The organism is Streptomyces sp. NBC_00083 (genome assembly GCF_026343295.1).
GTDB lineage: Bacteria > Actinomycetota > Actinomycetes > Streptomycetales > Streptomycetaceae > Streptomyces.
This window is the reverse complement of the sequence record NZ_JAPELY010000003.1, coordinates 244149-268581: the sequence shown is the minus strand read 5'-3', so window position 1 is coordinate 268581 and position 24433 is coordinate 244149. Positions and strand designations below refer to the sequence as shown.

The window sequence follows — 24433 nt, the reverse complement described above, 5'->3', positions numbered from 1 at the left end:
TCGCGTGGCCTGGAGCGGGGCGGGGCGCCATGCTGGGAGCGTGATCACCGTGCTGCTGGTAGCCACCGACGAGGAAGCCGCGGTGCTGCGCGAGCGCATCCACCGCAACCCCCACTTCCGGGTGATCGCGCACACCCCGAGCCCTCGGCTGGCCCTGGCGCAGGCCTATGTCCTGCTCCCCGACGTCACCGTGCTCGACCCGAGCATGAGCGGCGACAGCGATCCCGCCGCCCTGTTCACCGGGCTGCGCTCGCTGACGCCGCCCAGTGCCGTCGTCCTGCGCACGACCCCCGCGACCGCCGGACTCCCCGAGCTGCGCACCGTCCTGGAGGAGGGCGCCGTCCACACAGCGGCGCGGGACGACCACGACGCGCTCATGGAGGCCCTGCTCACCATCGGGCGCCGCCGGGCGAGCTGCGATCCCGACCGCTGACCGGGCCCCGGCCGAAGCGGCGGGCGCGGCTTCCGGCGTGCGCGCGGCGTCCGTGCGCGCGACACTGGAAAAGAGTCTGTGCCGGTATGCCGAAATTCCTGGAAGCGAGGGCTTTCGTGACACCGCCGCCGAACCACACCGACCTCACCGCGGAGCGGACCGCCCCCGGACGGCACCGCGCGCGGGTCGTCGGGGTGCCATGCTGGGTGAGCCTGATGGCTCGGGATCTGGGTGCCGCGTTGGATTTCTATGGTGGGGTGTTCGGCTGGACGTTCCGGTCGGGTGGGTTGGGTGAGGAGTTTCGTATCGCGTCGTCGGGTGGGGTGCCGGTGGCGGGGATCGGTGCGTTGGCTCCGGCGTTGCAGGTGGCGGTGGCGTGGACGCCGTATTTCGCGGTGGAGGACGCGGATGTGACGGCGGCGCGGATCCGGGAGCGGGGCGGGACGGTGGCGGTGGGTCCGGTGGCGTTGCATACGGGGCGGGGTGCGTTGGCGGCGGATCGTGAGGGGGCGGTGTTCGGGTTGTGGCAGGGTCCGTTGGTGTCGCAGTGGGAGATGTGGCGGGACACGGCTCCGGCGTGGACGCGGTTGCGGACGCGGGACGCGTTCGATGCGGCGATCTTCTACGGTGAGGTCCTGGACTGGGCGTGTGAGCGGCCGGGGTGCTGCGATGTGCGCTACGAGCACGACGAGGTGGTGCTGCGCCATGGCGGGCATGTGGTGGCGCGGCTGACGTCGGGTGCGGTGGAGGCGGCGCCGGATCCGAGTCTGCGGCCGCACTGGCACACCCACTTCACGGTGAAGGATCCCGTCGCGGTGGCCGACACCGCCCGTGACCACGGCGCCACCGTCCTCGCCGACGGCACCTCGCCCACCGGCCCCTGGGTCCGCGTCAGCGACCCCGACGGCGCCACCTTCACCCTCACCACCCCCAGCTGACCCACCGAACCCCCACCCACAACCCGCCCGCAACCCGCCCCGCAGTCCGTCAGGACGCGCGGCCCACCACCATCCACCGGGACGGCAGCTCGATGCGCCGCCCCTCAGGCGTGTACTCCGTGGTGAGGAGCGGGAGTTGGCCCTCCGTGAGCACCGTCAGACCCGCGTCGGCGAGCAGCTCGTCCAGCGCGCGGTCGGACACCTCTCCCGGCGCGATGCCGTGGGCGAAGACCGGGCGGAGTTTGGGCGGCGGCCCGTCGGGGCTCTGGGCGAGGCCCATCAGGACCGGTTTCGCGCCCTCGGCGAGTTCGACGACGAAGGCCCGGCCCGTGTCGCCGAGCAGCGTGGCGACGGCGTCCGCGACGGGCCTGCGGTCGGCCGGTTCGCACTGGTGCAGCACGCCCCGTACGTACACGTTGGCGTCGCCGAGCCGGTCGTGCAGCGCCAGGACGGCCTTGTCGTCGGCGGCGTCCAACTGCTCGAACTCGGCCTCCCCGTACGGGGTTTGGCTGCGGGCGTGCTCGACGGCGGCGGGCGAGAGATCGACCCCGGTGACGTTCGTGAAGCGGCTGCCGAGATAGCGGGTCTGGGTGCCGTTGCCGCAGCCGAGGTCGACCATCGGCAGGTCGGGGTCGTCGATGCGGGCGGCGAAGTGGGCCAGGTGGCGGGCGGCGGTCAGGGCGGGCTCGGCGTCCCAGAAGACCGCGCCCTGCTCGTCCGGCGCCGCGCGCCAGAACCCGTCCCAGGCATCCTTGTACCTCTGCGTCACGCTCATGACCGACTCCCCAGGCAGCCCGCACAGTGTCAAGATCGGTCTACCGCGCGGGGCGCACGCCGGGCAAGCGTCCGGCGCACACCTTCACCTGTCGTTCGAGGGCGGACCGCCGGAATGCCCCGGATCGGGCAACCGCCGCTGTCCGCAGCGGTGTTGAGCCCGGCGGTTCGGCTCCGTACCGTGGTCGGACCGGTCTCGTACCCGCGCGGGGCACGCGTCAGCGAGCAACGCGCTCGGGCCGTGGCAGGGCCACGTCGAACCAGACGGTCTTTCCGTTGCCGGTGCGGCTGGTGCCCCATTCCCGCGCGAGCGCGGTCACCACCCGCAGGCCCCGGCCGGCCTCGTCGTCCGGGCCGGCACTGAGCAGGGACGGCAGGGTGTGGTCGTCGTCGACGACCTCGCACAGGAGCGCCTCGGCCCGTACGAGCCGCAGCTCGACCTGGTGGCCGTGGGCGTGCCGGACGCCGTTGGTGACGACCTCGCTGACCAGCAGTTCCACGGTTTCCGTGACGGCCGTGAGCCCCCACTGTGCCAGCTGTTCGCGGACGAGGCGGCGGGCGCGGCCCACCTCCTGCGGGGCCGCGGCGAGCCGCCATTCGGCGACGTCCTCGCGGGCGATGCCGTTGAGGCGCGCCATGAGCAGGGCGACGTCGTCCTTGCGTCCGCCCCGGGTGTTGAGGGAGCGGATGATCGTGTCGCAGGCGTCGTCCATGGAGGCGGCGGGGTGCGCGGCCGATTCGCAGAGCGTGGCCAGTCCGACCCCTATGTCCTCGCCGCGCACCTCGACGAGCCCGTCGGTGCACATGACGAGCCGGTCGCCGGGCTCCACGCGGACGCGGGCCGTTTCGAAGGGCACGCCGCCGACGCCGATCGGGGCTCCGGTGGGCAGTTCGAGGAGTTCGCTGCGTCCGTCGGCGGAGCGGACGAGGACGGGCGGGATGTGACCGGCGTTGGCGAGCAGGAGCTCGCCCTTGATCGGGTCGTACACGGCGTAGAGGCAGGTGGCGAGGTAGTGCTCGCCCAGGCGTTGCGCCAAGTCGTCCAGGTTGCGCAGGAGTTGGCCGGGCGGCAGGTCGAGGGCGGCCATGGTCTGCACGGCGGTCCTCAACTGGCCCATCATCGCCGCCGAGTTGAGGCCGTGGCCCATGACGTCGCCGACCACGAGGGCGGTCCGTGAGCCCGGCAGCTTGATCGAGTCGAACCAGTCGCCGCCGACACGGCCGAGCAGGGTGCCGGGCAGGTAGCGGGTCGCGGTGTCGCAGCCCGCCATGCGCGGGGTGACCTGCGGCAGCATCGAGTCCTGGAGCGTCTCGGCGACGCTCTCCTGGTAGGTGTACATGCGGGCGTTGTCGAGCACGAGACCGGCGCGGGCGGCGAGTTCGGCGCCGGTGACGCGGTCCATGTCGTTGAAGTCGGCCCGCTCGGCGTGCCGCAGCAGGATCATGAAGCCGAGCACCACGTTGCGCGCCTTCAGCGGGACGACCAGCATGGAGCGCCCGTTGATCAGCGGCCGTATGTCGCGCTTTTCGAACTGGGAGGCGATGGCGGTGCCCATCTCCTCGCTGATCCGCGGCACGAGCACGGGCTCGCCGGACGTCATGCACTGGAAGAACGGGGTGTGCGCGGGGAACGGCATGGACTCGCCGACCGGTACGACATCGTCCCAGCGGCCCGGCTCCTCTACGTGTTCGAGGGCGACGCGGTGCCACAGGGTGCGCGCGTCGGGCGGCCCGTCGGGGAACCCCTCCCCCGCGATGACCTGCTCGCGCAGATAGGTCCCGGCGACGTCGGTGAAGCGGGGCACGACGGCGGCGCTGACCTCCTGGATGGTGCGGGAGAGGTCGAGCGAGGAGCCGATGCGGCCGCTGACCTCGTTCAGGAATTCGAGCCGCTCGCGGACCGCCGCGTATTCGAGGTCGGCGGCGTATTCGGGGCCGGGCCGCTGGGCCGACGCCACGGGCTCCATGGGGTGACGGCGGCGCGCGGGCCGGTGCTCGGCGCGCCGGGGTACACCCCAGTCGGGCGTGACGGGCACCCGGTCGTGCTGACTGAACTCCAGGACAGGGTAGCCCAGTTCGAGGACCTGGGCCACGATCCGGCCGCTCTCGCCGACGCTCATGCTGGGCAGGATCTCGGGCAGCCGCCGGGCCAGCTCGTCGGCGCCGGGGAAGTCGGTGTGCAGGGCGAAGCCGGGCGCTATCCGCTCGACGGGCCCGTCCTCGTCCTCGCTCTCCAGGTGCAGCTGGGCGGCGTCCGCGGCGAGTACGAGCAGCCGCTCGGGCCCGGGGCCCACCAGGGGGTAGGCCCACCACAGCACGTCGCTGCGCTCCCGGCCGGGCTCGCGCAGCGCCGCCCGGCCCGCGGTGGGATAGGCGGTGCGCCCGGTGAGCGGGGCGTCGAGGCCGGGCCCGAACGCGTCGAACGCCTCGTAGGCGTCGTCCTCTTCCGCCTCCGCGTCGTCGTAGTGGTGCTCCAGCGCGCCGGAGACCGGGAGCAGATCGACGGCGGGCCTGCCGACCGCCTCGTCCCGGCCGGGCCCGAACAGCTTGCGCGCGCCCGAAGACCAGTGCGACACCAGGCCCTCGCCGTCCACGACGATCACGGCGAGCGGGATCCGGCCGGCCACGGCGAACTTCTGCGCCAGCTGCGGCGGAGTACCACTGTCCATGGGTGGGGGGCTCCTTCCCCGCCGCGCGAGCACGGCGGCTGCTACTCCACCGTAAGGCCATCGCGGTGCCGCGTGTGAGCCAACCTGTGAATAGGCGTACGCCCGCGCGCACATGCCAGCCGCATTGACCAAAGGTCAGCCGTCGGGGGCTCGTTGAGGTCCAACGGTCCACCAGGCGGAACACCGGCGGGCCGGAAGCGGTTGCACGCGGAAGCGCTCCAGGCCACGCGTCACCTGGGCACGACCAACGCGCTCGTGAACGATCCGATACTGAGGAGCGACTTCAAGTCCGCCTCCGTCCGCGAGGGGTTCGGCGACGACCGCGTCGGCGCACCGGGACGCCGCGTTCACGGCGCTGTGGGGCATCTGGTGGTTCGCCGCCGTCGAGGAAGTTCCGGCACCCGCAGTCGGTGCGCCTGCACGGCGCCTGACGGCGAGGGGCTCCGGGCGGGCCCGGGGCGTGGGTCACTCCTCCCCCGGGCCCGGTCCGGTCGGCCGGTAGGTGGTGACCCAGCCGCCGCGCATCTCCCAGGTGCCCCCGTCGGCGGTCGCGCCACGCAGCCCGTGCAGGGTGTCCGGCCCGGCGAGCGCGGGAAGCCGCGAGTCGTCGAGGCCGGCGAAGGCGTAGGTACGGGCCGGGTCCCACGCCGTGGACCGGCGCATCCTGCGGGCGAGTTGGGCGAACCCGAGGGGCGCCGCGGCGATCACCCAGGCGTCGGGGGCGCCCTCGGTCAGCCGCAGGGCCGGGCGCAGCCAGGAGGCCGCCGTCTCCGGCCAGTCGACCACCGTGAGCACCGTCCCGCCGCGGGCCGTCCAGGCGGCGGCGAAGGCGCGCGCCGCGGCGCGGGAGGCGGCGCACCGGCCGTGCCCGACGGCGACGGTCTCGATGCGGTCCGTGCGGGGGCGCGGGGAGGTCAACAAGGCGATGAGCGAGTCGAGTTCGGCCGTCGTGTGCGGCGCGGGGGCCGGCAGGCCGCCGAACCCCGCCGCTTCCGCCCGCCCGATCAGGGGGGAGCCCTGGGCGTCCGGTTCGGGGAGGGTGTTCATGGCGTGGGGGTGCCTTCCTGGTTCGCTTTCCAACGGGCGTACCGCTCGGGCAGGCAGACGGCGCAGGGCCGGTAGCCGGCCGCGACGGCGGTCGCCTCGTCGGCGAAGAACACCCTGCCCCGCACGTAGTGGCCGCGGGCTATGGCCCGTAGCGCGGCGGGGCAGTCCAGTCGTCCGTACAGGCCGCCGCGCCGCTGTCCGCCGAGCGTGCCCGGGGTGGCACTCGGGCGGGCCGTGCCGTCCGCGCCGACCAGGGTGTACGTGCGGTGCGCCGCCCTCGGCGCGTCGTGGCGGCGCTGCGGCGGGACGCGGGGGGCCGGATCGGGGCTCATGCGGCGTCGTGGAAGACGAGGCCGAGGGTGTGGCGCCGCCCGGAGCGGACGGTGCTCACGCCGTGCCGCATCGGCCCGGTCGACCATCCGCGCTTGCTCGCGACGGGCCGGTCCCGGGTGGTGAAGACCAGGCCGTGGCCCTGGGGCAGCACGGTGGCCGAGCCGCGGGTCTGGGCGCGCGGGCGCTGCTCGGTCATCAGGAACTCGCCGCCGCTGTAGTCGACTCCGGGTACGTCGAGGCCGACGACGACCTGGAGGGGGAAGATCATGTCGCCGAACACGTCGCGGTGAAGGGCGTTCCAGTCGCCGGGCCCGTAGCGCAGCAGGATCTGCGCCGAGCGGTCCTGGCCGGCTTCATGACACCGCGCCAGCCACTTCTCCAGGCTGTCGGGCCACGGCGCGGGCTTGCCGAGCTTCTCGGCCCAGGCGCGGGCGACGGGCAGCAGCAGCGGATAGAAGGCGGCACGCAACTCGGCTACCGCGTCGGGGAGTTCATGGGTGAAGTAGCGGTACTGGCCCGATCCGAAACGGTAGCGGGCCATGTCGATGGTGGTGCGGAAGCGCTCCTCCTCGTCGTACAGGGCGATGATCTCCCGGCACTCGTCGGGGGTGAGGAGCTGCTGCGTCAGCGCGTGGCCGTGGGCGTCGAGCTCGTCGGTGAGCGCGCCCCAGTCCCCGGCGGCGACGCGGTCACGCACGTCCGGGCGAGCGGTTTCGATCATGGTGCGACCTCCTTGCGGGGGCGGTACGGCGCGGCGCCGGCGCGTGGGCGGGGCCGGGCTGGCAGGGCCGGGCAGGCGGAGCCGGGCTGGACATGGCCGGGCCGGCAGGGCCGGGCAGGGCGGGGCGGGGCGCGGCCGGACGGGCCGGAGCGTGATGGAGCCGGCCCGGCCGGGGGCCGGGCTCAGGCCAGCGTCGGCTGCAGGACACCCTCGTGCGTGAGGAGGTGGACCTTGGCCTCCACGCCCCCCGCGTAGCCGCGCATCGAGCCGTCGGCTCCGATCACGCGGTGGCAGGGACGCACCAGGAGCAGTGGGTTGGCCCCGATCGCCGCGCCCACGGCCTGGGCCCGGCCGCGTTCGAGACCGAGCCGCTCGGTGAGTCGGCCGTAGGTGGTCGACGTACCGAAGGGGATGGTTTCGAGGGCCTGCCAGACCCGGCGCTGGAAGTCGGAACCGCTCGCGGTGAACTCGATGTCGAACGCCGTGAGCCGGCCCGCGAAGTAAGCCGCCACCTGCTCCGCGATGCGGGCGAAGGCCGCGGGGTCGCGGCGCCATTCGGCGCGGACGGCCGGGGCGTTGCGCTGCCCGGGAAGGGACAGCGAGGTCAAGGTGGTGCGGCCGTCCGACACCTCTCCCACCAGCAGCAGTTCGCCCAGCGGGCTGTCGATCGTCGTGTACGAGGTCTTCGCCTCGTACGGGGACTCCGTCGCCATCTTCCTCATCACCTCTCGTCTCACCCTCCACACTGCGGGATCACGACGACGGAGACTGGCGGAATACGGACATCACACTTGGGCGGAGCCCGGACCCCGGACCCCGCCCCGGTGTGGGGCTCAGTCCTCGTGCCCCAGCTGCAGGTCCCGCTCCGTACGGCCGCCGCCCGCGACCTGGAGGACCGTGGCGACCGGCGGGTAGCCCGCCGCGATCACCGTGTATTCGCCCGACGACAGGTCCACGAAGCGGAAGGTGCCGTCGGGGCCCGTGGTCAGGGTGTCGACGACGTTGCCCGCGGCGTCCAGGAGGGTGACGCGGGCGTCCTCCACGGGGCGGCCGCCGCCCGCGCGGACCGTGCCGCGCAGCACGGCTCCCCCGGCCAGCTCGATGTCCTGGCGGGTTTCGCGGGACGCCTGGACCGAGACGGGCAGGGCGGCGGGGCGGAAGGCGGGTGCGCTGGCGGCCAGGGTGTACTCCCCTGCCACCAACTCGCCGATCACATAACCCCCTTCGCGTCCGCTGCGGGTCGCGGCCACCACTTCGCCGCGTACGTCGGTGAGGGTGACGGCGGCGTCCCGTACGGGGGTCCCGTCGGCGGTGACGACCGCGCCGGCGAGGCGGCCCGCGCCGCCGAGCACCACGTCGAGGTCGACGGGCCGCTCGCCCACGGTGACGGCAACGGCCTGCGGCTGGTGGCCCCCGGCCGCGGCGATCAGGACGTACGAGCCGGCGCCGGGCACGCTCAGCGCGTACCGCCCGTCCGCGCCGCTGGCGCCGCGTCCGACCTGTTGGCCGCGTACGTCGACGAGGGTGAGGGCGGCGCGCGGCACGGTGGTGCCGTCGTGGTGCTGGACGGTCCCGCAGACCGGGACGCCGCTGGTGTAGCCGGAGGCGGGCGCGGTGCGGGCGTGGGGCAGGGGCGCGGTGTCGGTCACGGGGGCGGTCTCGGCAGTGGGGGCGTTCTGGGACACCAGCGGTTTCTCCTTGAGGAAGAAGGCGAGGACGAAGCCGAGCACGAGCACCGGCACGAGGTAGAGGAAGATCCGCGGCATGGCGTCGGCGTACGCCCGGATGTAGCCGTCGCGCAGCGCGGGCGGCATGGCGTGCACCAGTTGGGGGGTGATCGACTCCGGGTCGGGCAGGCGGGCTCCGGCCGGGAGCCGCTCGGTGAGCGCGTGGGCGAGGCGGTTGGTGAACAGGGTGCCGAAGATGGCCGCGCCGACGCTGCCGCCGATCTGGCGGAAGTAGTTGTTGGCGCTGGTGGCGGTGCCGAGGTCGGCGGGGGCCACCGCGTTCTGCACGGCGAGCACCAGGACCGGCATGACCAGGCCGATGCCTGCGCCGAGCACGGCCATCCAGATGCTGTAGTCCAGGCGCGGGGTGTCGGTGCCGAGCTTGGAGAGCAGCCACATGCCGAGGGCGGAGACGGCGCCGCCGACGATCGGGTAGAGCTTGTAGCGCCCGGTGCGGCTGATGAGCTGGCCGGAGATGATCGAGGCGCCGACGATGCCGCCCATCATGGGCAGCACGAGCAGCCCCGACTCGGTGGCGCTGGCGCCGTCGACCATCTGCAGGAAGGTCGGCAGATAGCTGGCGGCGCCGAAGAGGGCCACGCCGATGACGGCGCCCACCAGGCCGGAGATGGTGAAGACCGGGTCGCGGAACAGCCGCAGCGGGATGACGGGTTCGGCCGCGCAGTTCTCGACTACCAGGAACAGCAGGGTCGTTCCGGCGGCTCCGGCGGCGAGGCCGAGGATCGTGCGGGAGCCCCAGGCGTACTCGGTGCCGCCCCAACTGGTCAGCAGTACCAGGCAGGTCGAGGCGGCGGCCAGGAGCAGCATGCCGAGCACGTCGAGGCGGGGGCGCACGGCCGGCCTCGGCAGTTTGAGTACGACGGTGATGACGGCGAGGGTGACCAGGCCGAAGGGCACGTTGATGTAGAAGCACCAGCGCCAGGAGGCGTGGTCGGTGAAGAATCCGCCGAGGAGGGGGCCGGCGACCGAGGCGAGCCCGAAGACGGCGCCGATCAGGCCCATGAAGCGGCCGCGCTGCCGGGGCGGCACGATGTCCGCGATGATCGCCTGCACGCCGATCATGAGTCCGCCGCCGCCGATGCCCTGCATGGCGCGGAAGGCGATGAGCTGGTTCATCGTGTGCGACCAGCCGGCCAGCGCCGAGCCGATGACGAACACGACGATCGCGAACTGGAAGACCGGTTTGCGGCCGAAGAGGTCGCCGAGCTTGCCGTAGATCGGCAGGCCGATCGTGGAGGCGAGGAGGTAGGCGGTGACGGCCCACGAGACCTTGTCGAGGCCGTGCAGATCGCCGACGATCTTCGGAAGGGCGGTCGCGACGATCATCTGGTCGAGCGCCGCGAGCAGCAGCGTGAGCATCAGGCCGAGGAAGATCATGCGGACGCGGCGGGGGTCCAACGCGGCGTCGGGCGGCGGGGGTTGGCTCTCCGGAGGCGTCGATGCCGGGACCGGAACGGGCTCGACAGCCCGCTCGTCGTCCTTCACCAGAGTGATCCCGCCCACGTAACTCTCCCCTCGTCGCGCTTGCGCCGAGGCATTTCTCGCATTGGCCGACATCCGGGGCAAGCGAGACGAGGGGGGCGACGGGCGTGCGCCGGGGGCTTAAGCGCTGGCGGGAGCACCTACGGCGCACAACGGGCCGGAACGGAAATCCACCCGAACCGGTGACCGTACGAAGGGGTTCGAGCGGGCTACTTCTCGACCTCGGCGGCGAGGTTGGCGAGCATCGCGTCGTAGATGCGGCCAAGTCCCTTGGGCGCGAAGGTCCTTTCGAAGAATCCGCCGATGCCGCCCGCGCCGTTCCACACGGTGGTGACGACGACCTTGGAGCGGCCCTCGCCGGCGGGCGTGACCGTCCAGGTGGTGACCATGGAGGAGTTGCGGTCCTTCTCGACGAGCTGCCCGTCGGTGGGCTCGGTGACCTCCAGGAGGCAGTCGCGCACGCGCTTGCTGGTGGCCTGGAGCTTCCAGTGGACGAGGGTGCCCTCGCCGTCGCCGCCCTCACGGACCTCGTACTCGCTGAAGTGCTCCGTCAGGAGCTTGGGGCGGCCGACCTTGTAGTCGGCCAGCGTGTCGAACACGGTCTCCGGATCCGCCGTGACGATCCGCTCCGTCGTGGCCTCGACCTGCGCCATGGCACTTCCTCCAGCAGTTGTGTTTCCGGGGTTCTCGGGGCGGGCCAAGCCAACCACCTCGGGGTCGGCCGTCACAATCCGGGTTGCGATCAAGAAGGGAACATGTGTTCTATTCAGGGGTGGGAGTGACCGGACAAGGCCCACGGGAGCAAAGGAGGCGTTCATGCGCTGGGAGAATCTCGCCGATGACGACGCCTCGGCCGGCGCGGCCCGCACGGCCGCCCTCTTCGCCGCGGACACCGTAACGACCCGCACGTTCGACACCCCCGAGTTCCGCGGGATCACCTTCCACGAGATCCGGGCGCGCTCCATCGTCAACCGGGTGCCGGGCGCGTCCCGGATGCCGTTCGAGTGGACCGTCAACCCCTACCGCGGCTGCTCGCACGCCTGTGTGTACTGCTTCGCCCGCAAGACGCACAGCTATCTGGACCTCGACACCGGGCTCGGTTTCGATTCGCAGATCGTGGTGAAGGTGAACGCGCCGGAGCTGCTCCGCTCGCACCTCGCCTCGCGCCGCTGGCAGGGGGCGCACATCGCCATGGGAACGAACGTCGACTGCTACCAGCGCGCCGAGGGGCGCTACCGGCTGATGCCGGGCATCATCGCGGCCCTGCGCGACCACGCGAACCCGTTCTCCATCCTCACCAAGGGCACGCTCATCCTGCGGGACCTGGAGCTGCTCGTGCAGGCCGCGGCGGTCACCGAGGTCGGCATCTCGGTCTCGGTGGGCTTCCTCGACCGGGAGCTGTGGCGCACGGTCGAGCCGGGCACCCCCTCGCCGGAGCGGCGCCTCGACGTCGTGCGCACGCTCACCGAGCACGGCATCGGCTGCGGGGTCCTGATGGCGCCGGTGATCCCCTTCCTCGGCGACCACCCCGACCAGCTGCGCGCCACGGTCCGCGCGATCGCCGCGTCCGGCGCCACCTCGGTCACCCCGCTCACGCTCCACCTGCGGCCCGGCGCCCGCGAGTGGTTCATGGCGTGGCTGGGCGAGCACCACCCGCATCTGGTGAGGCGGTACGAGCGGCTGTACGCGGAGGGGGCGTACGCGCCGAAGTGGTACCAGCGCCGGATCACGGGTCAAGTGCACGAACTGGCCAGGGAGTTCGGCATCGGGCCCGCCCAGCGCGGCGCGGCCCGGCGCATCCCGGCGGCGCCGCAGCCCGCCGAACCGGAGCCGACGCAGCTCACCCTGCTCTGACCTGGGAGGCAGCGGGGGCGCGGGGGGCTCGGCGCCCGTTGTCAGTGGCGTGCGCGAGGATGGTCCTCATGACGACACCGACGCGCATCCTGGCACCCGAAGGCCTCGCTCCCGGCACCGGCTACAGCCATGTGGTCTGGGGCACCGGCCGGTTCGTGGCGATATCCGGGCAGTGCGCGCTCGACGCGGAGGGCGACGTGGTCGGGGAGGGCGACGCGCGGGCCCAGGCGGACCAGGTCTTCGCCAACCTGCGCCGCTGTCTGGCGGCGGCGGGCGCCACGTTCGAGGACGTGGTGAAGCTGACCTACTTCGTCACGGACATCGCCCACCTGCCCGCGATCCGCGAGGCCCGGGACGCCGTCATAGCCCCCGACCACCTGCCGGCCAGCTCGGCGGTGCAGGTCAGTGCCCTGTTCCGGCCCGAACTGCTGCTGGAGATCGAGGCGTTCGCCGTGACCGCCCCGGAGGTCGAGCAGGCGTAGGGCTCGCTGGAGCACGGCCCGCTGGATCGGGGCCGGCTCGGGGAGCGGGACCGGAGCGCCGCCGAGGGCGCCCGGGGAGCGGGGCCCGGCGTGGCCTTCACCCGGCCCGGCGTGGCCTTCACTCCTTCCTCAGCCGCGGCCCCGGCCTGCTTGGATGCGGCGCAGGGCCCAGGCGGCCGATCGGGCCACGCGCGGGTGGGCCAGGGCTTCGGTGAGCACCTCGACGGCCTGCCGGTCGCCGAGTTCCCCCAGGCCCTCGATGCAGGCCTGGGCCACGCGCCAGTACGGGTTGTGCGTGGAGAGCAGCGGCCGCAGCGTCCTGATCAGGGCCGGTACGGATTCGGGGGCGCGCAGGGCCGTGAGCAGTCGGACCGGGTGCAGCGCGTAGGCGGTGCGCAGTTCGTTGGTCGCGAGGGCGGCGGCGGCGCGCGCGGTCCGCGGGTCGCCGAGCCGGGCCAGGGCGTACGCGGCGCTCGCACAGCGTTCCGGATCACGGTGGTTGAGCAGCAGGACGAGCGCTTCGAAGGCCCGGCGGTCGCCTTCCGCACCTAGCCGGAACGCGGCTATCTCACGCGCCCAGAGCGGGCGTTCGTTCTCGGTGAGCACAGCCACGAGCTCGTCGTGGTCGACGGTGGCGGCCAGTTGCTCGTACGCCGCCGACCCGCCGCTCTCGCGCCGCACCCGGTCCAGGAGGGACCGTAACTCCTCGTCCATGTCCAAAAGCCTAGTGGCGCAAGGCCGTTGGCACCCCAAGGATGATCGGATCCCGTCGCTCGCCGGGACATGCCACCGGCAAGAAGCAGAGGCAAGGAGCGGTCCCATGGAGCACAGTGGCGCCCCGGCGCAGGGCGAATCGCCCGCAGGCCCCTGGTTACCCGGCCGCCGGGCCGAGCTGGCGGCGCTCGCCGCGAGGGTGCGCGCGGTGGGGCCCGGCGGGGGCGCGCTGGTCGTCCGGGGGGCGGCCGGGTCCGGCAAGTCCGCCCTGCTGGGCGCCGTGCGCGGGTTCGCGGCCGAGGCGGGGTTCCTGGTTCTGGCCACCTCGGGGGTGCCGACCGACGCGGTCCCGCCGTACGCGGGTCTGCGCGAGCTGCTGCACCCGCTCCTCGGTTCGGTACGAGCGCTGCCCGCGGCCCAGCGCGAGGCCCTGCTCACGGCGTTGGGCGCCGGCCCCGACCCCGGCGCTGGCCACGGCACCGACCCCGACCCCCGCACCGACCCCCGCACCGGCCAGGGCACCGGCACCGGCACCGGCACCGGCACCGGCAACGACCCCAACCCGGGCTCCGACCCCAGCCCCAGATCCGGCCCCGTCTCCGGTCCCAGCCCTAACTCCGGCTCCGGCTCCGGCTCCGGCTCCGGCTCCGGCTCCAGCCCCAGCCCCAACCCCAACCCCAACCCCAACCCCAGCTCCAGCTCCAGCTCCAGCTCCAGCTCCAGCAAGGAGACAGCGCCCCCGCCCGAGCCGTTCCTCGTGGCGCTCGCCGCGCTCGGGCTGCTCACCGAGGCCGCAGGGGCGCGCCCGGTGCTCGCCCTCGTGGACGACCTCCCCTGGCTCGACGAGCCGAGTGCGGAGGTGGTCGCCTTCCTCGCCCGGCGCATCGGTGACGACCCCGTTCTGCTGTGCGCCGCGGCCCGGTCCGTGCCGGGCCGGCGGCCTTGCGCGGCCGACCTGGAGAGCGTCGAGCTGACCGGCTTGGACGCGACGGCCGCCGCCGAGGTCGTCGCCGTCACCGGCCGCGAACTGGCGCCCGCCGAGCGGGCGGAGATCCTCGCGCTCGCCCGGGGCAACGCGTCGGCGCTGACCGAGCTGCCCCGCATGTGGCGGCGGACCACCCCCACGGACGGCGAGCCGCTCGGGCCCCCGCCCACCCCGGCCGGCCGTGTTGCCCACGGCTTCGCCGGGCTCTTCGACGCGCTCCCTCGACCGGCACGGGACGCGGTGCTGGTCGCCGCGGTCGATCCGGCCGGCACGGTCCCCGAGATCCTGGCGGCCGCCTCCCTGCTCGGCGGCGCCCGGGTCACCCTCGACGATCTGCGCCGGGCGGAGGCCGCCGGACTGGTGCGCGTCGCGGCGGACCGGGTCCGCTTCCGCCGTCAGCTGGTGCGCTCCAGCGTGCTGAACGCCCAGCCGCACACGCGACACCGGGCGGCACACACCGCGCTCGGCGGCGTCCTCGTCGCGGATCCGTACCGCGCCGCCTGGCACCGCGCGCTGGGCCTCGACCGGCCCGACGACGCGGCGGCGGACGCGCTCGACGCCGCCCACCGGATCGCGCTCGCCCGGGGCGCGGCCACCCTCGCGATCCGGACCCTCGAACGGGCGGCGCACCTCACCCGGGATCCGGCACGGCGCCGGAGCCGGCTGCTGCTCGCCGCCGAGCACGGCGTCCGGCTGGACCGCGCCGGCCTCGTACGCCCCCTCCTCGACGCCGCCGCGGACACCGGGCCGGACGAGCGGGACCGGGCCCGGATCGCATGGCTTCGTTCGTCGACGAGCGTGCGGTGCGACGAGGAGGAGGCGGCCACCGCCCCCGGGGTCCTTGACCTGTGCGTGTTCGCCGAGAACTCCGCGCGGGCCGGTGACCGGTCACTCGCCCTCGACCTCCTGCTCGCCGCGGCGCGCTCATGCCACCGGGCCGGGACGGAGGCCGGGCGAGGCACGGGGACGGGGACGGGCCGGCACGTCGTCGCCGCGGCCGCGCGATTCAAGGGCCCGGTGTGCGACCCGCGCCTGACCGCGGCGCTCGCCCTGGCCGAGCCAGTGCGTCAAGCCGCCGACGTTCTCGGGCAGTTGATGAGGGCGGCGCGGGCGGGCGACGCCGACGCCGACGGGCTGCGGCTGCTCGGGACGGCGGCCCACGCGGTGGGCGACCCCGCACTCGCCGCGGACTTCCTCGACCGCGCGGAATCCCTGTCGCGCCGACGGTGCCGCGGGGCCGAGCTCACGCGGGTGCTCGCGGTGCAGACGCAGGCCCGGCTCGACCTCGGCGACTGGCACCGGGCGGCGGAGGCCGCCGCCGAACTCCAGCGGCTCGCCGCCGACACGGAGGGCCGCACGGAGACCGCCGATGTTCTCGTGGCCGGGGCCAGGGCCGCCGCCCTGCGGGGCGACACCGAGACGGCCCGGCGCCTCGCGGACCGCGCGGAGAAGGCCGGCCCCGGCCGGGACGCGGCCCGGCCCGCCGAAGTGGCCCTCGTCCACGGCATCACCGCGAGTGCGGCCGGCCATCACGACGAGGCCTACGAGGCGCTGCGCACCCTCTTCCCCGAGGACGACCGTCCCGCCCCGGGCCCCGGCACCCGGAGTCCGGCCCAAGAGCCGGGTGCCTGGCCCCCGCGCGACACTCCCGACCCCGGCTCCCCCGCCCCTCACCACACCTCCCACCCCGACTCCCGCGAATCGATCGCGGTCCCTCGCCCCGGCGGTCCCCCGGCAGGCGGCGACGGCCCCTGCCGGGACGGCTTCGGTGCCATCGGACTGCTCGCCGAGGCGGCCGTTCACGCCGGGCGGCGTGGAGAGGCGGCCCGGGTCGTCGCTTCGCTCGCGGGGCGGACCGCCGGGTGCCCGGCGCCCCTGCTCCGGGTCCATCTGCGGTACGCCGCCGCGGTGCTGGCCGACGACATCGAGGCGGAGGCGCTGTTCCGGCGGGCGCTCGCCGACAACCTCGCCCGCTGGCCGTGGCCCCGGGCCCGCGCCGAGCTCGCCTACGGCAGCTGGCTTCGGCGCCATCGCAGGACCGCGGAGTCGCGCCCCCTGCTGCGCTCCGCCCGGCTCACCTTCGACCGGATCGGCGCCCGGCCGTGGGCGGCGCGGGCCGACGAGGAGCTCCGAGCCGCCGGGGAGCATCCGACCCCACCGGGCGGAAGGAGCGTGCTGCGTCAACGCGCTCTCGCGGCAGGGGAGATGACGCCGCAGGAGTCGCAGATCGCCCGCCTCGCCGGGCTCGGCCTCTGCGACCGCGAGATCGGCGAGCACCTCTTCCTGTCCCCCCGCACCGTCGGCGCGCACCTGGGCCGCGTCCTGCCCCGGCTCGGCGTCACCTCGCGCGACACGCTGGGCACGGTCCTGGACCCCTCGGTCGGCTGAAACTCCCGCGCGCGGCGCGGCGCGAGCCAGATCACATGGACTCGGCGCGGAGAAAGTCTGGCGCGCTCGTTACTCGCCAGTTAATCTCAGGTGAGCGGGTAACCCCCGCGGCTCCGGTGGCCTGGTGACGCAGCCACCGCGAGTGATCGTCGGTTCGGCAGTTCTGTACGACGTGCCCGGGGACAGGGCCGTCGGCCTCTTTCAGCGCGCATCCGCGCGCGGACAACAGCGCGGGTCGCAGCACACGTTGCACCACGGCTCGCCCCACGGCACAACCCCCGCACGCCGCGCGCCCGTCGGCGTATCCGAGCACATTTCGATGCCCGATACCCGATGCCCCGTGCCGGTCGCGTGCGCCCTCTCTCAGTCGTCACTCATCCCTGGAGTCCCGTGATGGACGTCCCCCTGAACACTGTCGCCGTGGTCGGTCTCGGCACCATGGGCACCGGCATCGCCGAGGTCCTGGCCCGCGCCGGGCGCGAGGTCATCGGTATCGACATCAGCGCGCGCGCCGGCCGTCAGGCCGTGGCCGCTCTCGAAGCCTCCACGGCCCGCGCGGTGGCCCGCGAGCGGATCACCGCGCAGGAGCGGGGCGACATCCTCGCCCGGTTCCGTACCTTCACCGACCTCCAGGCCGCGGCCGAGGCCGAGCTCGTCATCGAGGTCGTGCCCGAGTCCTACGAGCTGAAGCACCAGGTCTTCCAGGCCCTCGACTCCATCGTGGCGCCCACCGCCATCCTGGCGACCGGCACCAACGCGCTCTCGGTGACCCGGCTCGCCGCCGACTCCGCGCACCCCGAGCGCGTGCTCGGTCTGCACTTCTTCAACCCGGCGCCCGCGATGAAGCTCGTCGAGGTCGTCTCGTCCGTGCTCACCGCTCCCCCGGCCGTCGACGCGGTCACCGCGCTCGCCCTCGACCTCGGCAAGGAGCCCGTCGCGGTCGGCGACCGCCCCGGCTTCGTCGCCGACGGGCTGCTCTTCGGCTACCTCAACCAGGCCGCCGCGATGTACGAGTCGAAGTACGCCTCGCGCGAGGACATCGACGCCGCGATGAAGCTGGGCTGCGGCCTGCCGATGGGCCCGCTCGAACTGCTCGACCTGATCGGCATCGACACCGCCCGCACCGTCCTGGAGGCGATGTACGCCTCTTCCCAGGACCGGCTGCACGCCCCCGCCCCCATCCTCGGCCAGCTCACCGAGGCCGGCCTGACCGGCCGTAAGAAGGGCCGCGGCTTCTACACGTACGAGGGCGAGGGCAGCTCGGTCACGGTGGCCGACGCCCAGACCCCGGACACCATCGCGGGCGCCGGCCGCGGCCGCGAGATCCGCTCGGTCGGCGTGGCCGGCTCGGGCACCATGGCGTCCGGCATCGCGGAGGTCTTCGCCAAGGCCGGGTACGACGTCGTGCTCGCCGCGCGCAGCCTGGAGAAGGCGGAGACCGCCAAGTCCCGTATCGCCAAGTCGCTTTCGCGTTCGGTCGACAAGGGCCGGCTCACCGCGGAGGCGCGCGAGGAGACCCTGAACCGCATCACGGCGGCCGGGGCCCTCGAAGCCTTCGCCGGCGTCGACCTCGCCGTCGAGGCGGTCGCCGAGGACCTGGAGGTCAAGCAGCAGCTCTTCGCGACGCTCGACAAGATCTGCAAGCCGGGCGCGGTGCTCGCCACCACCACCTCCTCGCTGCCCGTCGTCGCCTGCGCCCGCGCCACCTCGCGCCCGCAGGACGTCATCGGGATGCACTTCTTCAACCCGGCGCCCGCGATGAAGCTGGTCGAGGTGGTCCGCACGGTGCTCACCTCCGACGAGGTGCACGCCACCGTCCGCGAGGTCACCGCGAAGATCCGCAAGCACCCGGTGGACTGCGGCGACCGCGCCGGGTTCATCGTCAACGCGCTCCTCTTCCCGTACCTCAACAACGCGATCAAGATGGTGCAGGAGCACTACGCGACCCTGGACGACATCGACGCCGCGATGAAGCTGGGCGGCGGCTACCCGATGGGCCCGTTCGAACTGCTCGACGTGGTGGGCCTCGACGTCTCGCTCGCCATCGAGAAGGTGCTGCACGCCGAGTTCCGCGACCCGGGCCTGGCCCCGGCGCCGCTGCTGGAGCACCTCGTCGCGGCCGGGTGCCTGGGCCGCAAGACGGGCCGTGGATTCCGCGAGTATGCCCGGCGCTGAGCCGGACGCGGGGTGGGGCGGGCTGTTGCAGCCTCCGGACAGCTCGCCCCCTTGGGCGCGACCTGCCGCATCCATGCAGTACGTTCGGTCCATGCCCCAGCCAGCCAGGTCCACCCGTACGAACGCCGTGCCCGACGCCCCGGAGAGTGCCGCGGGCAGCAGGGCGGCCGCCCAGCGGCTCAAGATGCGCCGCGAACTGGCGGCAGCGGCGATGGACCTGTTCTCCGCCAAGGGGTACGAGGCGACCACGGTCGACGAGATCGCCGCGCGGGCCGGGGTCGCCCGACGGACCTTCTTCCGCCACTTCCGCTCCAAGGAAGAGGCGATCTTCCCCGACCACGACGACACCCTGGTGCGCGCCGAGGCGGTCCTCAACGCCGCGCCCCCGCACGAGCATCCGCTCGACACCGTGTGCCGGGGCATCAAAGAGGTCATGAAGATGTACGCGGGCTCCCCCACGGTCTCCGTGGCCCGCTACAAGCTGACCCGTGAGGTGCCGACGCTGCGCGAGGCCGAGATCGCCTCGGTCGCCCGCTACGAGCGCCTCTTCACCCGCTACCTGCTCGGCCACTTCGACGAGCACGACCACCAGCCGGGCAACGACGACCCCCTGCTCGCGGAGGTGGCCGCGTCCGCGGTCGTCACCGCCCACAACCACGTGCTGCGCCGCTGGCTGCGGGCCGGCGGCCAGGGCGACGTGGAGAGCCAGCTCGACCACGCCTTCGCGATCGTGCGGGAGACCTTCGGCTCCGGCATAGGAGCGGGCCGCACCGGCAAGGCCAGGCCGGCCGCCACGGTCTCGGCCGGCGACGAGGTGCTGGTCGCGGTAGCCCGTACGGACGCACCGCTCGACGAGATCATGCAGACCATCAAGCAGGCGCTCAAGACCAAGTAGGACCGAAGACCAGTAGACGGCACGCAGTGCCACCCGTGGCCGCATCCCTGAGCGAGGGGTGCGGCCACCGGCGTGTGCGGCGCTCCGCCGCGCCCACGGCGGGGCGACCACGCTGACCTGCAACGATCGATCATCGCTCATCTGCGCGGGTCAATCTGCAGTTGAGAGAAACTCTTGGCACGCAGTGTCTTGCGGCCTGGCACGGGGTGCCATACGTTGATGTTGTCCGGCCGGCCCGGCGCACGGAGAATCCTCGTACGCCGGCCGTGTCCCGCACCCGCCGTCCCGGCGAGTGAGCCCGGACGCCTGCGTCACAGGCAACCTCCCGCGCCCACCAGGCGCTGCCGTACTCGAACCACACCGCCGAACCGACGGCACACCTCCACAGCACCACCCCCGAAGACCCTCAACGCCCGCCATGGGCGCTTCGCCGGAGGCAACACCGTGAAGGAAATCCTGGACGCGATCCAGTCGCCGGAGTCCACCTCCGCCGACTTCGCCGCTCTGCCGCTCCCCGACTCGTACCGCGCGATCACCGTGCACAAGGACGAGGCGGAGATGTTCGCCGGGCTCACCACCCGCGACAAGGACCCCCGCAAGTCGATCCACCTGGACGAGGTGCCGATCCCCGAGCTCGGGCCGGGCGAGGCCCTGGTGGCCGTCATGGCCTCCTCGGTCAACTACAACTCGGTCTGGACCTCGATCTTCGAGCCGGTGTCCACCTTCAACTTCCTCGAGCGCTACGGCCGGCTCAGCGAGCTCACCAAGCGCCACGACCTGCCGTACCACGTCATCGGCTCCGACCTCGCGGGCGTCGTGCTGCGCACCGGGCCCGGCGTGAACGCCTGGCAGCCCGGCGACCAGGTGGTCGCGCACTGCCTGTCGGTCGAGCTGGAGAGCTCCGACGGACACAACGACACGATGCTCGACCCCGAGCAGCGCATCTGGGGCTTCGAGACCAACTTCGGCGGGCTCGCCGAGGTCGCGCTCGTCAAGTCCAACCAGCTCATGCCCAAGCCGAAGCACCTGAGCTGGGAGGAGGCGGCGGCACCCGGTCTGGTCAACTCGACCGCGTACCGCCAGCTGGTCTCCCGCAACGGCGCCGGCATGAAGCAGGGCGACAACGTCCTGATCTGGGGCGCGAGCGGCGGACTCGGCTCCTACGCCACGCAGTTCGCGCTCGCCGGCGGCGCCAACCCGATCTGCGTGGTCTCCAGCCCCGAGAAGGCCGACATCTGCCGGGCCATGGGCGCGGAGGCGGTCATCGACCGCAACGCCGAGGGGTACAGGTTCTGGAAGGACGAGCAGACCCAGGACCCGAGGGAGTGGAAGCGGTTCGGCAAGCGGATCCGCGAGTTCACCGGCGGCGAGGACATCGACATCGTCTTCGAGCACCCCGGCCGCGAGACCTTCGGCGCGAGCGTCTACGTCACGCGCAAGGGCGGCACCATCACCACCTGCGCCTCCACCTCGGGTTACATGCACGAGTACGACAACCGCTACCTGTGGATGTCCCTGAAGCGCATCATCGGCTCGCACTTCGCCAACTACCGCGAGGCGTGGGAGGCCAACCGCCTCATCGCCAAGGGCAAGATCCACCCCACGCTCTCCAAGGTGTACTCCCTGGAGGACACCGGGCAGGCCGCCTACGACGTGCACCGCAACCTGCACCAGGGCAAGGTCGGCGTGCTCGCGCTCGCACCGCGCGAGGGCCTCGGAGTCAGCGACCCCGAGCTGCGCGAGAAGCACCTCGACGCCATCAACCGCTTCCGCAACGTCTGAGGCCGGGAAGTTTTATGACAGAGCGTCAGAAGGATCGGCCGTGGCTCATGCGGACGTACGCCGGTCACTCGACCGCCGAGGCGTCCAACGAGCTCTACCGCAACAACCTGGCCAAGGGGCAGACGGGTCTGTCGGTCGCGTTCGACCTTCCGACGCAGACCGGATACGACCCCGACCACATCCTCGCCCGCGGCGAGGTGGGCCGGGTCGGGGTCCCGGTCTCCCATCTCGGTGACATGAGGCGCCTGTTCCAGGACATCCCCCTGGAGCAGATGAACACCTCGATGACGATCAACGCCACCGCGATGTGGCTGCTCGCCATGTACCAGGTGGTCGCCGAGGAGCAGGGCGCGGACATCACCAAGCTCCAGGGCACCACGCAGAACGACATCGTGAAGGAGTACCTCTCGCGCGGGACGCACGTCTTCCCACCGGGGCCTTCGCTGCGGTTGACGACAGACATGATCTGTTACACCGTGAACAACATCCCCAAGTGGAACCCGATCAACATCTGCAGCTACCACCTCCAGGAGGCGGGAGCCACCCCGGTCCAGGAGATCGCGTACGCGATGTCCACCGCGATCGCCGTCCTGGACTCGGTGTTCGCGTCGGGCCAGATCCCCGAGGACCGCAAGGGCGATGTCGTGGCCCGCATCTCCTTCTTCGTGAACGCGGGCGTCCGCTTCATCGAGGAGATGTGCAAGATGCGCGCCTTCGGCCGCATCTGGGACAGGATCACGCGGGAGCGGTACGGGATCGAGGACGCCAAGCAGCGGCGCTTCCGCTACGGCGTCCAGGTCAACTCGCTCGGCCTGACCGAGGCGCAGCCCGAGAACAACGTCCAGCGGATCGTCCTGGAGATGCTGGCCGTGACGCTGTCGAAGGACGCCCGCGCCCGCGCCGTCCAACTCCCCGCCTGGAACGAGGCGTTGGGCCTGCCGCGCCCCTGGGACCAGCAGTGGTCGCTGCGCATCCAGCAGGTCCTGGCGCACGAGAGCGACCTGCTGGAGTACGAGGACATCTTCGCCGGCTCGCACGTCATCGAGGCCAAGGTGGACTCGCTGGTCGAGGAGTGCCTGGCCGAGATCGAGCGGATCCAGGAGATGGGCGGGGCGCTCGCGGCCGTCGAGTCGGGCTACCTCAAGTCGCAGCTGGTCTCCTCGCACGCCGGGCGGCGGGCCCGCATCGAGGGCGGCGAGGAGAAGATCGTCGGCGTCAACTGCTACCAGGCGACCGAGCCGAGCCCGCTCACCGCGGACCTGGACGGGGCGATCATGACGGTCGACCCGGCCGTCGAGGCCCGCGTCGTCGCCTCGCTCAAGAACTGGCGCGACACCCGCTACCAGCCGCCCTTCAACCACCCCCGGCCGTGCAAGGCCCTGGAGAAGCTGAAGGAGGCGGCCCAGGGCACCGGGAACCTCATGGCGGCGACCCTGGAGTGCGTGCGGTCCGGCGTCACCACCGGCGAGTGGTCCGAGGCGCTGCGCGAGGTGTTCGGCGAGTTCCGCGCGCCCACGGGCGTCTCGTCGGCTCCGGTCGCGGTCACCGCCGAGGCGGGCACGCCGCTGGCCGTGGTCCGCGAGAAGGTGGCGCGGACCGCTTCCGACCTGGGCTCGGGGCGGCTGCGTCTCCTGGTCGGCAAGCCGGGCCTCGACGGGCACTCCAACGGGGCCGAGCAGATCGCGGTGCGCGCGCGGGACGCCGGCTTCGAGGTGGTCTACCAGGGCATCCGGCTGACGCCCGAGCAGATCGTGAGCGCCGCCCTCGCCGAGGACGTGCACTGCGTCGGCCTGTCCATCCTGTCCGGCTCGCACGCCGAACTCGTCCCCGACGTCCTGGTGCGTCTGCGCGAGGCCGGCGCCGGCGACATCCCGGTGATCGCCGGCGGGATCATTCCGCCCGCGGACGCCGAGGAACTCCGCACGGCGGGTGTGGCCGCCGTTTTCACCCCCAAGGACTTCGGTATCACGGAGATCATCGGCCGTATCGTCGACGAGATCCGGAAAGCGAACAAGCTCGACCCGTTGGAGGTCCCCGCATGAGCACCCCCGTCTCCCCCGTCAACCGGCTCCGCCCGCGCCGCTCCTGCCTCGCGGTCCCCGGGTCGAACCCGCGCTTCCTCGAGAAGGCCCAGGGGCTCCCGGCCGACCAGGTCTTCCTCGACCTGGAGGACGCCTGCGCGCCGCTGGCCAAGCCCGAAGCGCGGCACACCATCGTCAAGTTCCTCAACGAGGGCGACTGGACGGGCAAGACGCGGGTGGTGCGCGTGAACGACTGGACGACCGAGTGGACGTACCGCGACGTCGTGACCGTCGTCGAGGGCGCCGGGCAGAACCTCGACTGCATCATGCTGCCGAAGGTGCAGAGCGCCGACCAGGTGGTGGCGCTCGACCTGCTGCTCACCCAGATCGAGAAGACGATGGGCTTCGAGGTCGGCAAGATCGGCATCGAGGCGCAGATCGAGAACGCGCGCGGCCTCAACAACGTCAACGCGATCGCGGAGGCCTCGCCGCGTACCGAGACGATCATCTTCGGCCCGGCCGACTTCATGGCCTCCATCAACATGAAGTCCCTGGTCGTGGGCGAGCAGCCGCCGGGCTACGGCGCCGACGCGTACCACTACATCCTGATGAAGATCCTGATGGCGGCGCGTGCCAACGACCTCCAGGCGATCGACGGCCCCTACCTCCAGATCCGCAACGTCGACGGCTACCGCGAGGTGGCCAAGCGGGCCGCCGCGCTCGGCTTCGACGGCAAGTGGGTGCTGCACCCGGGCCAGGTCGAGGCGTCGAACGAGATCTTCTCGCCGTCGCAGGAGGACTTCGACCACGCCGAGATGATCCTCGACGCCTATGAGTGGTGCACCTCGGAGGCGGGCGGCAAGAAGGGCTCGGCGATGCTCGGCGACGAGATGATCGACGAGGCCAGCCGCAAGATGGCCCTGGTCATCTCCGGCAAGGGCCGCGCTGCCGGCATGAAGCGCACCACGAAGTTCGAAGCCCCGGAGGCGTGA

General features: G+C 72.7%; 19 protein-coding genes. 10 read left to right on the top strand and 9 right to left on the bottom strand.

Translation table 11 applies throughout. The annotated features are described in order from the left end of the window. The first annotated feature begins 40 nt into the window (after positions 1-40). A complete protein-coding gene (locus tag OOJ98_RS25080; protein WP_267057282.1) occupies positions 41-433 on the top strand; it encodes a hypothetical protein in 393 nt (130 codons plus the stop codon). 194 nt (positions 434-627) lie between these two features. Continuing rightward, positions 628-1371 (top strand): VOC family protein, encoded by a 744-nt coding sequence (locus tag OOJ98_RS25075; RefSeq protein WP_267058229.1) that lies wholly within the window; start codon positions 628-630, stop codon positions 1369-1371. Positions 1372-1420: 49 nt separating this feature from the next. Here the strand turns inward: OOJ98_RS25075 and OOJ98_RS25070 are convergent, their stop codons facing one another. The 8 genes from OOJ98_RS25070 to OOJ98_RS25035 all read right to left on the bottom strand — a co-directional run bounded on the left by OOJ98_RS25070 (position 1421) and on the right by OOJ98_RS25035 (position 10798). Beyond that, a complete protein-coding gene (locus tag OOJ98_RS25070; protein WP_267057281.1) occupies positions 1421-2146 on the bottom strand; it encodes a class I SAM-dependent methyltransferase in 726 nt (241 codons plus the stop codon). A 217-nt stretch (positions 2147-2363) separates the two neighbouring features. Continuing rightward, on the bottom strand, positions 2364-4814 hold the full coding sequence (locus tag OOJ98_RS25065; RefSeq protein WP_267057280.1) for a SpoIIE family protein phosphatase: 2451 nt from the start codon (positions 4812-4814) through the stop codon (positions 2364-2366). Between the two features lie 465 nt (positions 4815-5279). After that, the gene (locus OOJ98_RS25060) at positions 5280-5861 is read right to left on the bottom strand and encodes a hypothetical protein (protein WP_267057279.1); all 582 of its coding nucleotides are present in this window, start codon (positions 5859-5861) and stop codon (positions 5280-5282) included. Beyond that, entirely contained in the window at positions 5858-6193 is a 336-nt protein-coding gene (locus OOJ98_RS25055) for an Ada metal-binding domain-containing protein (RefSeq protein ID WP_267057278.1), read from the bottom strand. The genes OOJ98_RS25060 and OOJ98_RS25055 overlap by 4 nt, the downstream gene beginning before the upstream one ends. Then, positions 6190-6915 carry a 2OG-Fe(II) oxygenase gene (locus OOJ98_RS25050; protein WP_267057277.1) on the bottom strand — a complete coding sequence of 242 codons (726 nt, stop codon included), beginning with the start codon at positions 6913-6915 and terminating at the stop codon, positions 6190-6192. The genes OOJ98_RS25055 and OOJ98_RS25050 overlap by 4 nt, the downstream gene beginning before the upstream one ends. A 182-nt stretch (positions 6916-7097) precedes the next feature. Beyond that, the gene (locus tag OOJ98_RS25045; RefSeq protein ID WP_267057276.1) at positions 7098-7628 is read right to left on the bottom strand and encodes a methylated-DNA--[protein]-cysteine S-methyltransferase; all 531 of its coding nucleotides are present in this window, start codon (positions 7626-7628) and stop codon (positions 7098-7100) included. A 120-nt stretch (positions 7629-7748) separates the two neighbouring features. After that, positions 7749-10166, bottom strand: a complete 2418-nt coding sequence (locus OOJ98_RS25040; protein WP_323177932.1) for an MFS transporter — start codon at positions 10164-10166, stop codon at positions 7749-7751. 188 nt (positions 10167-10354) lie between these two features. Beyond that, positions 10355-10798: an SRPBCC family protein gene (locus OOJ98_RS25035; RefSeq protein ID WP_267057274.1), complete on the bottom strand. Its 444-nt coding sequence runs from the start codon at positions 10796-10798 to the stop codon at positions 10355-10357. A 163-nt stretch (positions 10799-10961) separates the two neighbouring features. On the opposite strand from OOJ98_RS25035, the gene OOJ98_RS25030 reads away from it, so the two are divergent. Both OOJ98_RS25030 and OOJ98_RS25025 read left to right on the top strand, forming a co-directional pair. Then, a complete protein-coding gene (locus OOJ98_RS25030) occupies positions 10962-11999 on the top strand; it encodes an Rv2578c family radical SAM protein (protein ID WP_267057273.1) in 1038 nt (345 codons plus the stop codon). A gap of 68 nt (positions 12000-12067) precedes the next feature. Beyond that, complete coding sequence (locus tag OOJ98_RS25025) at positions 12068-12481, top strand: RidA family protein (protein ID WP_267057272.1); 414 nt, start codon at positions 12068-12070, stop codon at positions 12479-12481. A 129-nt stretch (positions 12482-12610) separates the two neighbouring features. Here the strand turns inward: OOJ98_RS25025 and OOJ98_RS25020 are convergent, their stop codons facing one another. After that, positions 12611-13195: an adenylosuccinate lyase gene (locus OOJ98_RS25020; protein WP_267057271.1), complete on the bottom strand. Its 585-nt coding sequence runs from the start codon at positions 13193-13195 to the stop codon at positions 12611-12613. A gap of 106 nt (positions 13196-13301) precedes the next feature. Between OOJ98_RS25020 and OOJ98_RS25015 the strand changes: the two genes are divergently transcribed. From OOJ98_RS25015 to OOJ98_RS24990, 6 genes are all read left to right on the top strand, one after another. Next, positions 13302-16568 carry a helix-turn-helix transcriptional regulator gene (locus tag OOJ98_RS25015; RefSeq protein ID WP_267057270.1) on the top strand — a complete coding sequence of 1089 codons (3267 nt, stop codon included), beginning with the start codon at positions 13302-13304 and terminating at the stop codon, positions 16566-16568. 393 nt (positions 16569-16961) lie between these two features. Then, on the top strand, positions 16962-18743 hold the full coding sequence (locus tag OOJ98_RS25010; protein WP_267057269.1) for a 3-hydroxyacyl-CoA dehydrogenase family protein: 1782 nt from the start codon (positions 16962-16964) through the stop codon (positions 18741-18743). Positions 18744-18834: 91 nt separating this feature from the next. Then, entirely contained in the window at positions 18835-19638 is an 804-nt protein-coding gene (locus OOJ98_RS25005; protein ID WP_267057268.1) for a TetR family transcriptional regulator, read from the top strand. Positions 19639-20082: 444 nt separating this feature from the next. Continuing rightward, positions 20083-21420: a crotonyl-CoA carboxylase/reductase gene (gene ccrA / locus OOJ98_RS25000; protein WP_267057267.1), complete on the top strand. Its 1338-nt coding sequence runs from the start codon at positions 20083-20085 to the stop codon at positions 21418-21420. A 14-nt stretch (positions 21421-21434) separates the two neighbouring features. Next, complete coding sequence (locus OOJ98_RS24995; RefSeq protein ID WP_267057266.1) at positions 21435-23462, top strand: protein meaA; 2028 nt, start codon at positions 21435-21437, stop codon at positions 23460-23462. Then, complete coding sequence (locus OOJ98_RS24990) at positions 23459-24433, top strand: CoA ester lyase (protein WP_267057265.1); 975 nt, start codon at positions 23459-23461, stop codon at positions 24431-24433. Before OOJ98_RS24995 ends, OOJ98_RS24990 begins: the two co-directional genes overlap by 4 nt.

What these genes read in the sequence shown, in the direction of transcription:
- OOJ98_RS25070 (WP_267057281.1), bottom strand. Translation starts at nt 2,146, where the DNA reads ATGAGCGTGACGCAGAGGTACAAGGATGCCTGGGACGGGTTCTGGCGC.
- OOJ98_RS25065 (WP_267057280.1), bottom strand. Translation starts at nt 4,814, where the DNA reads ATGGACAGTGGTACTCCGCCGCAGCTGGCGCAGAAGTTCGCCGTGGCC.
- OOJ98_RS25060 (WP_267057279.1), bottom strand. Translation starts at nt 5,861, where the DNA reads ATGAACACCCTCCCCGAACCGGACGCCCAGGGCTCCCCCCTGATCGGG.
- OOJ98_RS25055 (WP_267057278.1), bottom strand. Translation starts at nt 6,193, where the DNA reads ATGAGCCCCGATCCGGCCCCCCGCGTCCCGCCGCAGCGCCGCCACGAC.
- OOJ98_RS25050 (WP_267057277.1), bottom strand. Translation starts at nt 6,915, where the DNA reads ATGATCGAAACCGCTCGCCCGGACGTGCGTGACCGCGTCGCCGCCGGG.
- OOJ98_RS25045 (WP_267057276.1), bottom strand. Translation starts at nt 7,628, where the DNA reads ATGGCGACGGAGTCCCCGTACGAGGCGAAGACCTCGTACACGACGATC.
- OOJ98_RS25035 (WP_267057274.1), bottom strand. Translation starts at nt 10,798, where the DNA reads ATGGCGCAGGTCGAGGCCACGACGGAGCGGATCGTCACGGCGGATCCG.
- OOJ98_RS25030 (WP_267057273.1), top strand. Translation starts at nt 10,962, where the DNA reads ATGCGCTGGGAGAATCTCGCCGATGACGACGCCTCGGCCGGCGCGGCC.
- OOJ98_RS25025 (WP_267057272.1), top strand. Translation starts at nt 12,068, where the DNA reads ATGACGACACCGACGCGCATCCTGGCACCCGAAGGCCTCGCTCCCGGC.
- OOJ98_RS25020 (WP_267057271.1), bottom strand. Translation starts at nt 13,195, where the DNA reads ATGGACGAGGAGTTACGGTCCCTCCTGGACCGGGTGCGGCGCGAGAGC.
- OOJ98_RS25015 (WP_267057270.1), top strand. Translation starts at nt 13,302, where the DNA reads ATGGAGCACAGTGGCGCCCCGGCGCAGGGCGAATCGCCCGCAGGCCCC.
- OOJ98_RS25010 (WP_267057269.1), top strand. Translation starts at nt 16,962, where the DNA reads ATGGACGTCCCCCTGAACACTGTCGCCGTGGTCGGTCTCGGCACCATG.
- OOJ98_RS25005 (WP_267057268.1), top strand. Translation starts at nt 18,835, where the DNA reads ATGCCCCAGCCAGCCAGGTCCACCCGTACGAACGCCGTGCCCGACGCC.
- OOJ98_RS24995 (WP_267057266.1), top strand. Translation starts at nt 21,435, where the DNA reads ATGACAGAGCGTCAGAAGGATCGGCCGTGGCTCATGCGGACGTACGCC.
- OOJ98_RS24990 (WP_267057265.1), top strand. Translation starts at nt 23,459, where the DNA reads ATGAGCACCCCCGTCTCCCCCGTCAACCGGCTCCGCCCGCGCCGCTCC.